This is a genomic window from Pseudomonas sp. TE3895, assembly GCF_056278855.1.
The window spans coordinates 1,047,186-1,062,486 of the sequence record NZ_JBWBQE010000001.1; the positions used below are offsets into that span (position 1 = coordinate 1,047,186).

Sequence of the window (15,301 nt, forward strand, 5' to 3'; positions counted from 1 at the left end):
ATGAGCAGCGTTGTAGCCATCGTCAAAAGCATTGTCGGCCAGGTTATTGCGGTATCCCCAGAGGGCATCCGGCGTGTACTTATCGAAGGTGACCGCCTGTTGACCGGTGAGGAAGTGCTCACCGGTCCTGGTGGCGCAGTTACTCTGGAGCTGGCTGATGGCCGTACGCTCGATCTGGGCCGTGACAGCCAATGGAGCGCCGATGCGCCTGACAGCAGCACCGACCTGAGCCAGGCGGCAGCCCAGGCCGCGCCTTCGGTGGAAGAGCTGCAGCAGGCTATTGCTGCTGGTGTTGACCCGACTACTGAGCTTGAAGCTACCGCCGCTGGCCCGTCATCAGCGGGTGGTGGTGCGCTGGGCGGTGGCCACAGCTTCGTGATGCTCGAAGAAACGGCTGGCCGTGTTGACCCGACGGTTGGTTTCCCGACTGACGGGCTGGGCTTTGCGGGCGTGCTCGATAACGAAGAAGTGGGCCTGCTGGACACTAACGGCAACAACCTGGTGACCACACCGACGGATACCAACGTTGCTACTGAGCTGACGCTTGGCGCAACCCCTTCTATCAGTGAAGCGGGTGGCGTAATCGTTTATACCGCCACCGTTGGTCAGGCGCCGACCACCAACCTGGTAATTACGCTGTCCAACGGTGCCGTGATCGTTATTCCGGCTGGGCAGACCAGTGGTAGTGTCAACGTCGTAGTTCCGGCAAACGACACGCCCTACATCGACGGGGGCCAGATTTCGGCGACCGTGACCGGCAGTTCCGGGGGTGGCGGGCTGACGGTGACATTGCCGCAAACGCCAGCGGTTACCCAAGTGACCGATACAATCGACACTACAACCGCGACCCTCACCGCCTCGCCAAGCGTGACCGAAGGCGGCGTGATCACCTACACCGTGACCCTGAGCAACCCTGCCCAGACGCCGGTGACCGTGACCCTGTCCAACGGCCAAACCATCACCGTTGAGGCCGGCAAAACCCAGGGCAGCGTCGACTTCCAGACCCCGGCCAATGACGTCTACAACAACGGCTCGACCGTCAGCGTCACCATCGAGAACGCCACGGGCGGTAATTTCGAGCAACTGACCCCGAACCCGACGCCGGCTCAGACCACGATCAACGACTCGGTCGATACCACCACTGCAACCCTGACCGCCTCGCCAAGCGTGACCGAAGGCGGCGTGATCACCTACACCGTGACCCTGAGCAACCCTGCCCAGACGCCGGTGACCGTGACCCTGTCTAACGGCCAGACCATCACCGTTGAGGCTGGCAAAACCCAGGGCAGCGTCGATTTCCAGACCCCGGCCAATGATGTCTACAACAACGGTTCGACCGTCAGCGTCATCATCGAGAACGCCACGGGCGGCAACTTCGAACAGCTGACCCCGAACCCGACGCCGGCTCAGACCACGATCAACGACTCGGTCGACACCACCACCGCGACCCTGACGGCGAGCCCGTCGGTCACCGAAGGCGGCGTGATCACCTACACCGTGACCCTGAGCAACCCTGCCCAGACGCCGGTAACCGTGACCCTGTCCAACGGCCAGGTCATCACCGTTGAAGCCGGCAAAACCCAGGGCAGCGTTGATTTCCAGACCCCGGCCAATGATGTCTACAACAACGGTTCGACCGTCAGCGTCACCATCGAGAACGCCACGGGCGGCAACTTCGAACAGCTGACCCCGAACCCGACGCCAGCTCAGACCACGATCAACGACTCGGTCGACACCACCACCGCGACCCTGACAGCTAGCCCGTCGGTCACCGAAGGCGGCGTGATCACCTACACCGTGACCCTGAGCAACCCTGCCCAGACTCCGGTAACCGTGACCCTGTCCAACGGCCAGGTCATCACCGTTGAAGCCGGCAAAACCCAGGGCAGCGTCGACTTCCAGACCCCTGCCAATGACGTCTACACCAACGGTTCGACTGTCAGCGTCACTATCGAGAACGCCACGGGTGGCAACTTCGAGCAACTGACCCCGAATCCGACCCCGGCTCAGACCGCGATCAACGACTCGGTCGACACCACCACCGCGACCCTGACGGCGAGCCCGTCGGTCACCGAAGGCGGCGTGATCACCTACACCGTGACCCTGAGCAACCCTGCCCAGACGCCGGTAACCGTGACCCTGTCCAACGGCCAGACCATCACCGTTGAGGCCGGTAAAACCCAGGGCAGCGTTGATTTCCAGACCCCGGCCAATGACGTCTACAACAACGGTTCGACTGTCAGCGTCACCATCGAGAACGCCACGGGCGGTAATTTCGAGCAACTGACCCCGAACCCGACGCCGGCTCAGACCGCGATCAACGACTCGGTCGATGCCACCACCGCGACCCTGACCGCCTCGCCAAGCGTGACCGAAGGCGGCGTGATCACCTACACCGTGACCCTGAGCAATCCTGCCCAGACGCCGGTGACCGTGACCCTGTCCAACGGCCAAACCATCACCGTTGAGGCCGGCAAAACCCAGGGCAGCGTTGATTTCCAGACCCCGGCGAATGACGTCTACAACAACGGTTCGACCGTCAGCGTCACCATCGAGAACGCCACGGGCGGCAACTTCGAGCAGCTGACCCCGAACCCGACGCCGGCTCAGACCGCGATCAACGACTCGGCCGACACCACCACTGCGACCCTGACCGCCTCGCCAAGCGTGACCGAAGGCGGCGTGATCACCTACACCGTGACCCTGAGCAATCCTGCCCAGACGCCGGTGACCGTGACCCTGTCCAACGGCCAAACCATCACCGTTGAGGCCGGCAAAACCCAGGGCAGCGTTGATTTCCAGACCCCGGCGAATGACGTCTACAACAACGGTTCGACCGTCAGCGTCACCATCGAGAACGCCACGGGCGGCAACTTCGAGCAGCTGACCCCGAACCCGACGCCGGCTCAGACCGCGATCAACGACTCGGCCGACACCACCACTGCGACCCTGACCGCCTCGCCAAGCGTGACCGAAGGCGGCGTGATCACCTACACCGTGACCCTGAGCAATCCTGCCCAGACGCCGGTGACCGTGACCCTGTCCAACGGCCAAACCATCACCGTTGAGGCCGGCAAAACCCAGGGCAGCGTTGATTTCCAGACCCCGGCCAATGACGTCTACAACAACGGTTCGACTGTCAGCGTCACTATCGAGAACGCCACGGGCGGCAACTTCGAGCAACTGACCCCGAACCCGACGCCGGCTCAGACCACGATCAACGACTCGGTCGACACCACCACCGCGACCCTGACGGCGAGCCCGTCGGTCACCGAAGGCGGCGTGATCACCTACACCGTGACCCTGAGCAACCCTGCCCAGACGCCGGTGACCGTGACCCTGTCCAACGGCCAGGTCATCACCGTTGAAGCCGGCAAAACCCAGGGCAGCGTCGACTTCCAGACCCCGGCCAATGACGTCTACAACAACGGTTCGACCGTCAGCGTCACCATCGAGAACGCCACGGGTGGCAACTTCGAGCAACTGACCCCGAACCCGACGCCGGCTCAGACCACGATCAACGACTCGGTCGACACCACCACCGCGACCCTGACGGCGAGCCCGTCGGTCACCGAAGGTGGCGTGATCACTTACACCGTGACCCTGAGCAACCCTGCCCAGACGCCGGTGACCGTGACCTTGTCCAACGGCCAGGTCATCACCGTTGAAGCCGGCAAAACCCAGGGCAGCGTCGACTTCCAGACCCCGGCCAATGACGTCTACAACAACGGTTCGACTGTCAGCGTCACCATCGAGAACGCCACGGGCGGTAATTTCGAGCAACTGACCCCGAACCCGACGCCGGCTCAGACCGCGATCAACGACTCGGTCGATGCCACCACCGCGACCCTGACCGCCTCGCCAAGCGTGACCGAAGGCGGCGTGATCACCTACACCGTGACCCTGAGCAATCCTGCCCAGACGCCGGTGACCGTGACCCTGTCCAACGGCCAAACCATCACCGTTGAGGCCGGCAAAACCCAGGGCAGCGTTGATTTCCAGACCCCGGCCAATGACGTCTACAACAACGGCTCGACCGTCAGCGTCACCATCGAGAACGCCACGGGTGGCAACTTCGAGCAACTGACCCCGAACCCGACCCCTGCCTCGACTGTCATCAATGACAGCATCGATGCCGTCACCGTAAGCATTGTCAGCAATGGAAATGTGACCGAAGACCAGCAACCTTCCTTTACTGTGAAAGTTAGCCAGGCGCTGGACCGTCCGTTGACCGTAACCCTGTCGAACGGCGACACCGTGACGATCGAAGCCGGTAAGACCGAAGTCGAGTACAAGACCTCGGTTCAAGGCGATGACGTCTATCTTGATGCAGGCTCCATCACGCTCAGTGTTACCGACGCTACAGTTCCGGGTGCCACCTTCGAGAAGCTGGCCTTGGGTGGCCCGGCTACCGTTGAGATCTCGGACACTATCAGTGAAGTGGTGGCCAAACTGACCGCCAGCCCTTCGGTGACCGAAGGCGGCGAGATCACCTACACCATCACCCTGACCAACAAAGACGGTCTGCCGATCAACAACCACTCGGAGCTGTACTTCAAGCTGACCGACGGCACCACCGTCGTCGTGGCAGCGAACAGCACCACCGGTTCGGCCACTGCAACCGCCCCGGACAACGTCTATGTCGGCACCAACGCGCCGGTGGTCAATGCCATCGACGCGGTCAGCGGCGCAGATGCGTGGAAGTTCGAAAACCTGAACCTGGACAAGACCCCGGTCAGCACCGAGGTCACCGACGAGCCAGGCACCCCAGGCAGCGAAGGCGACATCGTCAAGGTCACCATCACGGCTGACCAGACTTCGGTGGCCGAGAACGTCAAACCGACGTTCACCGTACACATCAACACCGCCCTGGCTCACGACCTGGTCGTGACCCTGAGCAACAACGCTCAGGTCACCATCAAGGCCGGTGAGACCAGCGCGCCGTACACCCACGACGCGCAAGGCGATGACGTCTACAACGATGCGGGCCAGATCAGCCTGGGCATCAACTCGGCGGTGGACGCCACCGGCGCTGCGTTCGAGAACCTTGAGTTGGGCGGTGCTGCTTCGGTTCAAGTGACCGACACCCTCGACGAAGTCGTGGCCAAGCTGACTGCCAGCCCTTCGGTGACCGAGGGCGGCGAGATCACCTACACCATCACCCTGACCAACAAAGACGGTCTGCCGATCAACAACCACTCGGAGCTGTACTTCAAGCTGACCGACGGCACCACTGTCGTCGTGGCAGCCAACAGCACCACCGGTTCGGCCACTGCAACCGCCCCGGACAACGTCTATGTCGGCACCAACGCGCCGGTGGTCAATGCCATCGACGCGGTCAGCGGCGCAGATGCGTGGAAGTTCGAAAACCTGAACCTGGACAAGACCCCGGTCAGCACCGAGGTGACCGACGAGCCAGGTACCCCAGGCAACGAAGGCGACATCGTCAAGGTCACCATCACGGCCGACCAGACTTCGGTGGCCGAGAACGTCAAACCGACCTTCACCGTACACATCAACACCGCCCTGGCCCACGACCTGGTCGTGACCCTGAGCAACAACGCTCAGGTCATCATCAAGGCCGGTGAGACCAGCGCGCCGTACACTCACGACGCGCAGGGCGATGACGTCTATCAGGACGCTGGCCAGATCAGCCTGGGCATCAACTCGGCGGTGGACGCCACCGGCGCTGCGTTCGAAAACCTCGAGTTGGGCGGTGCCGCGAAAGTGGATGTCACCGACACCCTCGACGAAGTGGTGGCCAAGCTGACTGCGACCCCTTCGGTGACCGAAGGCGGCGAGATCACCTACACCATCACCCTGACCAACAAAGACGGTCTGCCGATCAACAACCACTCGGAGCTGTACTTCAAGCTGACCGACGGCACCACCGTCGTCGTGGCAGCCAACAGCACCACCGGTTCGGCCACTGCAACCGCCCCAGACAACGTCTATGTCGGCACTAACCAGCCGGTGGTCAATGCCATCGAGGCGGTCAGCGGCGCAGATGCGTGGAAGTTTGAAAACCTGAACCTGGACAAGACCCCCGTCAGCACCGAGGTCACCGACGAGCCAGGCACCCCAGGTAACGAAGGCGACATCGTCAAGGTCACCATCACGGCTGACCAGACCTCGGTAGCCGAGAACGTCAAACCGACCTTCACCGTGCACGTCAACCAGCCGCTGGCTCACGACCTGGTCGTGACCCTGAGCAACAACGCCCAGGTCACCATCAAGGCTGGCGAAACCAGCGCACCGTACACCCACGACGCACAGGGCGATGACGTCTATCAGGACGCTGGCCAGATCAGCCTGGGCATCAACTCGGCGGTGGACGCCACCGGCGCTGCGTTCGAGAACCTCGAGTTGGGCGGTGCTGCTTCGGTTCAAGTGACCGACACCCTCGACGAAGTGGTGGCCAAGCTGACTGCGACCCCTTCGGTGACCGAAGGCGGTGAGATCACTTACACGATTACGCTGACCAACAAAGACGGCCTGCCGATCAACAACCACTCGGAGCTGTACTTCAAGCTGACCGACGGCACCACTGTCGTCGTGGCAGCCAACAGCACCACGGGTTCGGCCACTGCAACCGCCCCGGACAACGTCTATGTCGGCACCAACGCGCCGGTGGTCAATGCCATCGACGCGGTCAGCGGCGCAGATGCGTGGAAGTTCGAAAACCTGAACCTGGACAAGACCCCGGTCAGCACCGAGGTGACCGACGAGCCAGGTACCCCAGGCAACGAAGGCGACATCGTCAAGGTCACCATCACGGCCGACCAGACTTCGGTGGCCGAGAACGTCAAACCGACCTTCACCGTACACATCAACACCGCCCTGGCCCACGACCTGGTCGTGACCCTGAGCAACAACGCTCAGGTCATCATCAAGGCCGGTGAGACCAGCGCGCCGTACACTCACGACGCGCAGGGCGATGACGTCTATCAGGACGCTGGCCAGATCAGCCTGGGCATCAACTCGGCGGTGGACGCCACCGGCGCTGCGTTCGAAAACCTCGAGTTGGGCGGTGCCGCGAAAGTGGATGTCACCGACACCCTCGACGAAGTGGTGGCCAAGCTGACTGCGACCCCTTCGGTGACCGAAGGCGGCGAGATCACCTACACCATCACCCTGACCAACAAAGACGGTCTGCCGATCAACAACCACTCGGAGCTGTACTTCAAGCTGACCGACGGCACCACCGTCGTCGTGGCAGCCAACAGCACCACCGGTTCGGCCACTGCAACCGCCCCAGACAACGTCTATGTCGGCACTAACCAGCCGGTGGTCAATGCCATCGAGGCGGTCAGCGGCGCAGATGCGTGGAAGTTTGAAAACCTGAACCTGGACAAGACCCCCGTCAGCACCGAGGTCACCGACGAGCCAGGCACCCCAGGTAACGAAGGCGACATCGTCAAGGTCACCATCACGGCTGACCAGACCTCGGTAGCCGAGAACGTCAAACCGACCTTCACCGTGCACGTCAACCAGCCGCTGGCTCACGACCTGGTCGTGACCCTGAGCAACAACGCCCAGGTCACCATCAAGGCTGGCGAAACCAGCGCACCGTACACCCACGACGCACAGGGCGATGACGTCTATCAGGACGCTGGCCAGATCAGCCTGGGCATCAACTCGGCGGTGGACGCCACCGGCGCTGCGTTCGAGAACCTCGAGTTGGGCGGTGCTGCTTCGGTTCAAGTGACCGACACCCTCGACGAAGTGGTGGCCAAGCTGACTGCGACCCCTTCGGTGACCGAAGGCGGTGAGATCACTTACACGATTACGCTGACCAACAAAGACGGCCTGCCGATCAACAACCACTCGGAGCTGTACTTCAAGCTGACCGACGGCACCACTGTCGTCGTGGCAGCCAACAGCACCACGGGTTCGGCCACTGCAACCGCCCCGGACAACGTCTATGTCGGCACCAACGCGCCGGTGGTCAATGCCATCGACGCGGTCAGCGGCGCAGATGCGTGGAAGTTCGAAAACCTGAACCTGGACAAGACCCCGGTCAGCACCGAGGTCACCGACGAGCCAGGTACCCCAGGCAGCGAAGGCGACATCGTCAAGGTCACCATCACGGCTGACCAGACTTCGGTGGCCGAGAACGTCAAACCGACGTTCACCGTACACATCAACACCGCCTTGGCTCACGACCTGGTCGTGACCCTGAGCAACAATGCCCAGGTCACCATCAAGGCTGGCGAGACCAGCGCGCCGTACACCCACGATGCGCAAGGCGATGACGTCTATCAGGATGCTGGCCAGATCAGCCTGGGCATCAACTCGGCGGTGGACGCCACCGGCGCTGCGTTCGAGAACCTCGAGTTGGGCGGTGCTGCTTCGGTTCAAGTGACCGACACCCTCGACGAAGTCGTGGCCAAGCTGACTGCCACCCCTTCGGTTGCCGAAGGCGGCGAGATCACCTACACCATCACGCTGACCAACAAAGACGGTCTGCCGATCAACAACCACTCGGAGCTGTACTTCAAGCTGACCGACGGCACCACTGTCGTCGTGGCAGCCAACAGCACCACGGGTTCGGCCACTGCAACCGCCCCGGACAACGTCTATGTCGGCACCAACGCGCCGGTGGTCAATGCCATCGACGCGGTCAGCGGCGCAGATGCGTGGAAGTTCGAAAACCTGAACCTGGACAAGACCCCGGTCAGCACCGAGGTCACCGACGAGCCAGGCACCCCAGGCAGCGAAGGCGACATCGTCAAGGTCACCATCACGGCTGACCAGACTTCGGTGGCCGAGAACGTCAAACCGACGTTCACCGTACACATCAACACCGCCCTGGCTCACGACCTGGTCGTGACCCTGAGCAACAACGCTCAGGTCACCATCAAGGCCGGTGAGACCAGCGCGCCGTACACCCACGATGCGCAAGGCGATGACGTCTATCAGGATGCGGGCCAGATCAGCTTGGGCATCAACTCGGCAGTAGACGCCACTGGCGCTGCGTTCGAAAACCTCGAGTTGGGCGGTGCCGCGAAAGTGGATGTCACCGACACCCTCGACGAAGTGGTGGCCAAGCTGACTGCCACTCCGTCGGTGACCGAAGGCGGCGAGATCACCTACACCATCACGCTGACCAACAAAGACGGTCTGCCGATCAACAACCACTCGGAGCTGTACTTCAAGCTGACCGACGGCACCACCGTCGTCGTGGCAGCCAACAGCACCACCGGTTCGGCCACTGCAACCGCCCCGGACAACGTCTATGTCGGCACCAACGCGCCGGTGGTCAATGCCATCGACGCGGTCAGCGGCGCAGATGCGTGGAAGTTCGAAAACCTGAACCTGGACAAGACCCCGGTCAGCACCGAGGTCACCGACGAGCCAGGTACCCCAGGCAGCGAAGGCGACATCGTCAAGGTCACCATCACGGCTGACCAGACTTCGGTGGCCGAGAACGTCAAACCGACGTTCACCGTACACATCAACACCGCCTTGGCTCACGACCTGGTCGTGACCCTGAGCAACAATGCCCAGGTCACCATCAAGGCTGGCGAGACCAGCGCGCCGTACACCCACGATGCGCAAGGCGATGACGTCTATCAGGATGCGGGCCAGATCAGCTTGGGCATCAACTCGGCAGTAGACGCCACTGGCGCTGCGTTCGAAAACCTCGAGTTGGGCGGTGCCGCGAAAGTGGATGTCACCGACACCCTCGACGAAGTGGTGGCCAAGCTGACTGCCACTCCGTCGGTGACCGAAGGCGGCGAGATCACCTACACCATCACGCTGACCAACAAAGACGGTCTGCCGATCAACAACCACTCGGAGCTGTACTTCAAGCTGACCGACGGCACCACCGTCGTCGTGGCAGCGAACAGCACCACCGGTTCGGCCACTGCAACCGCACCAGACAACGTCTATGTCGGCACCAACGCGCCGGTGGTCAATGCCATCGACGCGGTCAGCGGCGCAGATGCGTGGAAGTTCGAAAACCTGAACCTGGACAAGACCCCGGTCAGCACCGAGGTGACCGACGAGCCAGGTACCCCAGGCAACGAAGGCGACATCGTCAAGGTCACCATCACGGCCGACCAGACCTCGGTGGCCGAGAACGTCAAACCGACCTTCACCGTACACATCAACACCGCCCTGGCCCACGACCTGGTCGTGACCCTGAGCAACAACGCTCAGGTCATCATCAAGGCCGGTGAGACCAGCGCGCCGTACACTCACGACGCGCAGGGCGATGACGTCTATCAGGACGCTGGCCAGATCAGTCTGGGCATCACGTCCGCTGTGGATGTAGACGGTCACACCTTCGAGAACCTGCAACTGGGCGGCAACGCTTCGGTTCAAGTGACTGACACCCTCGACGAAGTGGTGGCCAAGCTGACCGCGACCCCTTCGGTGACCGAAGGCGGCGAGATCACCTACACCATCACGCTGACCAACAAAGACGGTCTGCCGATCAACAACCACTCGGAGCTGTACTTCAAGCTGACCGACGGCACCACCGTCGTCGTGGCAGCGAACAGCACCACCGGTTCGGCCACTGCAACCGCCCCGGACAACGTCTATGTCGGCACCAACGCGCCGGTGGTCAATGCCATCGACGCGGTCAGCGGCGCAGATGCGTGGAAGTTCGAAAACCTGAACCTGGACAAGACCCCGGTCAGCACCGAGGTCACCGACGAGCCAGGTACCCCAGGCAGCGAAGGCGACCTGGTCAAGGTCACTATTACTGCTGACCAGACCTCGGTGGCCGAGAACGTCAAACCGACCTTCACCGTGCACGTCAACCAGCCGCTGGCCCACGACCTGGTCGTGACCCTGAGCAACAATGCCCAGGTCACCATCAAGGCTGGCGAGACCAGCGCGCCGTACACCCACGATGCGCAAGGCGATGACGTCTATCAGGATGCGGGCCAGATCAGCCTGGGCATCAACTCGGCGGTGGACGCCACCGGCGCTGCGTTCGAAAACCTCGAGTTGGGCGGTGCCGCGAAAGTGGATGTCACCGACACCCTCGACGAAGTGGTGGCCAAGCTGACTGCGACCCCTTCGGTGACCGAAGGCGGCGAGATCACCTACACCATCACCCTGACCAACAAAGACGGTCTGCCGATCAACAACCACTCGGAGCTGTACTTCAAGCTGACCGACGGCACCACTGTCGTCGTGGCAGCCAACAGCACCACCGGTTCGGCCACTGCAACCGCCCCAGACAACGTCTATGTCGGCACTAACCAGCCGGTGGTCAATGCCATCGAGGCGGTCAGCGGCGCAGATGCGTGGAAGTTTGAAAACCTGAACCTGGACAAGACCCCGGTCAGCACCGAGGTCACCGACGAGCCAGGTACCCCAGGCAGCGAAGGCGACATCGTCAAGGTCACCATCACGGCTGACCAGACTTCGGTGGCCGAGAACGTCAAACCGACGTTCACCGTACACATCAACACCGCCCTGGCCCACGACCTGGTCGTGACCCTGAGCAACAACGCTCAGGTCATCATCAAGGCCGGTGAGACCAGCGCGCCGTACACTCACGACGCGCAGGGCGATGACGTCTATCAGGACGCTGGCCAGATCAGTCTGGGCATCACGTCCGCTGTGGATGTAGACGGTCACACCTTCGAGAACCTGCAACTGGGCGGCAACGCTTCGGTTCAAGTGACTGACACCCTCGACGAAGTGGTGGCCAAGCTGACCGCGACCCCTTCGGTGACCGAAGGCGGCGAGATCACCTACACCATCACGCTGACCAACAAAGACGGTCTGCCGATCAACAACCACTCGGAGCTGTACTTCAAGCTGACCGACGGCACCACCGTCGTCGTGGCAGCGAACAGCACCACCGGTTCGGCCACTGCAACCGCCCCGGACAACGTCTATGTCGGCACCAACGCGCCGGTGGTCAATGCCATCGACGCGGTCAGCGGCGCAGATGCGTGGAAGTTCGAAAACCTGAACCTGGACAAGACCCCGGTCAGCACCGAGGTCACCGACGAGCCAGGTACCCCAGGCAGCGAAGGCGACCTGGTCAAGGTCACTATTACTGCTGACCAGACCTCGGTGGCCGAGAACGTCAAACCGACCTTCACCGTGCACGTCAACCAGCCGCTGGCCCACGACCTGGTCGTGACCCTGAGCAACAATGCCCAGGTCACCATCAAGGCTGGCGAGACCAGCGCGCCGTACACCCACGATGCGCAAGGCGATGACGTCTATCAGGATGCGGGCCAGATCAGCCTGGGCATCAACTCGGCGGTGGACGCCACCGGCGCTGCGTTCGAAAACCTCGAGTTGGGCGGTGCCGCGAAAGTGGATGTCACCGACACCCTCGACGAAGTGGTGGCCAAGCTGACTGCGACCCCTTCGGTGACCGAAGGCGGCGAGATCACCTACACCATCACGCTGACCAACAAAGACGGTCTGCCGATCAACAACCACTCGGAGCTGTACTTCAAGCTGACCGACGGCACCACCGTCGTCGTGGCAGCCAACAGCACCACCGGTTCGGCCACTGCAACCGCCCCAGACAACGTCTATGTCGGCACTAACCAGCCGGTGGTCAATGCCATCGAGGCGGTCAGCGGCGCAGATGCGTGGAAGTTTGAAAACCTGAACCTGGACAAGACCCCGGTCAGCACCGAGGTCACCGACGAGCCAGGTACCCCAGGCAGCGAAGGCGACATCGTCAAGGTCACCATCACGGCTGACCAGACTTCGGTGGCCGAGAACGTCAAACCGACGTTCACCGTACACATCAACACCGCCCTGGCCCACGACCTGGTCGTGACCCTGAGCAACAACGCCCAGGTCACCATCAAGGCTGGCGAGACCAGCGCACCGTACACCCACGACGCACAGGGCGATGACGTCTATCAGGACGCTGGCCAGATCAGCCTGGGCATCAACTCGGCGGTGGACGCCACTGGTGCTGCGTTCGAGAACCTGGAACTGGGCGGCAACGCTTCGGTTCAAGTGACTGACACCCTCGACGAAGTCGTGGCCAAGTTGACCGCGACCCCTTCGGTGACCGAAGGCGGCGAGATCACCTACACCATCACCCTGACCAACAAAGACGGTCTGCCGATCAACAACCACTCGGAGCTGTACTTCAAGCTGACCGACGGCACCACTGTCGTCGTGGCAGCCAACAGCACCACCGGTTCGGCCACTGCAACCGCCCCAGACAACGTCTATGTCGGCACTAACCAGCCGGTGGTCAATGCCATCGAGGCGGTCAGCGGCGCAGATGCGTGGAAGTTTGAAAACCTGAACCTGGACAAGACCCCGGTCAGCACCGAGGTCACCGACGAGCCAGGTACCCCAGGCAGCGAAGGCGACATCGTCAAGGTCACCATCACGGCTGACCAGACTTCGGTGGCCGAGAACGTCAAACCGACGTTCACCGTACACATCAACACCGCCTTGGCTCACGACCTGGTCGTGACCCTGAGCAACAATGCCCAGGTCACCATCAAGGCTGGCGAAACCAGCGCACCGTACACCCACGACGCGCAGGGCGATGACGTCTATCAGGACGCTGGCCAGATCAGCCTGGGCATCAACTCGGCGGTGGACGCCACTGGTGCTGCGTTCGAGAACCTGGAACTGGGCGGCAACGCTTCGGTTCAAGTGACCGACACCCTCGACGAAGTCGTGGCCAAGTTGACCGCGACCCCTTCGGTGACCGAAGGCGGCGAGATCACCTACACCATCACCCTGACCAACAAAGACGGTCTGCCGATCAACAACCACTCGGAGCTGTACTTCAAGCTGACCGACGGCACCACTGTCGTCGTGGCAGCCAACAGCACCACCGGTTCGGCCACTGCAACCGCCCCAGACAACGTCTATGTCGGCACTAACCAGCCGGTGGTCAATGCCATCGAGGCGGTCAGCGGCGCAGATGCGTGGAAGTTTGAAAACCTGAACCTGGACAAGACCCCGGTCAGCACCGAGGTCACCGACGAGCCAGGTACCCCAGGCAGCGAAGGCGACATCGTCAAGGTCACCATCACGGCTGACCAGACTTCGGTGGCCGAGAACGTCAAACCGACGTTCACCGTACACATCAACACCGCCTTGGCTCACGACCTGGTCGTGACCCTGAGCAACAATGCCCAGGTCACCATCAAGGCTGGCGAAACCAGCGCACCGTACACCCACGACGCGCAGGGCGATGACGTCTATCAGGACGCTGGCCAGATCAGCCTGGGCATCAACTCGGCGGTGGACGCCACTGGTGCTGCGTTCGAGAACCTGGAACTGGGCGGCAACGCTTCGGTTCAAGTGACCGACACCACCGACGAAGTGGTGGCCAAGCTGACCGCGACTCCTTCGGTGACCGAAGGCGGCGAGATCACCTACACCATCACGCTGACCAACAAAGATGGTCTGCCGATCAACAACCACAGTGCATTGACCTTCACGCTGAGCGACGGCAAAACCGTCATCACCGTGCCGGCTAATGGCACCGTGGGCACTGCCACCGTGACTGCCCCGGACAACGTCTACGTCGGTACCAACGACCCTGTCGTGATGTCGATCGCAACCGTTGGAGGCGCAGATGTCGGCAAGTTCGAACAACTGACACTGGACAAGACCCCGGTCAGCACGTCGGTTACCGACGAGCCAGGTACGCCGGGCAACGAAGGCGACCTGGTCAAGGTCACCATCACGGCCGACCAGACCTCGGTGGCCGAGAACGTCAAACCGACCTTCACTGTTTACGTCAACCAGCCGCTGGCTCACGACCTGGTCGTGACCCTGAGCAACAACGCCCAGGTCACCATCAAGGCCGGCGAAACCAGCGCGCCGTACACCCACGCTGCTCAGGGTGATGACGTCTACAACGACGCCGGCCAGATCAGCCTGGGTATCACCTCGGCAGTGGACGCCACTGGTGCGACCTTCGAGAACCTCGAGTTGGGCGGTGCGGCTTCGGTCCAAGTGACCGACACCACCGATGAAGTAGTGGCCAAGTTGACCGCGACCCCGTCGGTGACCGAAGGCGGTGAGATCACTTACACCATTACCCTGACCAACAAAGACGGCCTGCCGATCAACAACCACAGTGCATTGACCTTCACGCTGAGCGACGGCAAAACCGTCATCACTGTGCCGGCCAACGGCACCGTGGGTACTGCTACCGTGACTGCCCCGGACAACGTCTACGTCGGTACCAACGACCCTGTGATCAAATCGATCGCAACCGTTGAAGGTGCGGATGTCGGCAAGTTCGAGCAACTGACCCTCGACAAAACCCCGGTCAGCACGTCGGTCACCGACGAGCCGGGCACCCCAGGCAACGAAGGCG

Annotated in this window: 1 protein-coding gene (running past one end of the window); it reads left to right on the forward strand. The window is 62.1% G+C overall.

Going from position 1 to position 15,301, the window contains the following annotated elements:
• Window positions 1–15,301 carry the 5' portion of an immunoglobulin-like domain-containing protein gene (locus tag ACZ889_RS04695; protein WP_476257202.1) on the forward strand. It continues 15,254 nt past the right edge of the window, so 15,301 of the gene's 30,555 nt are visible here — the first part of the coding sequence; the start codon lies at window positions 1–3; the stop codon falls past the right edge of the window.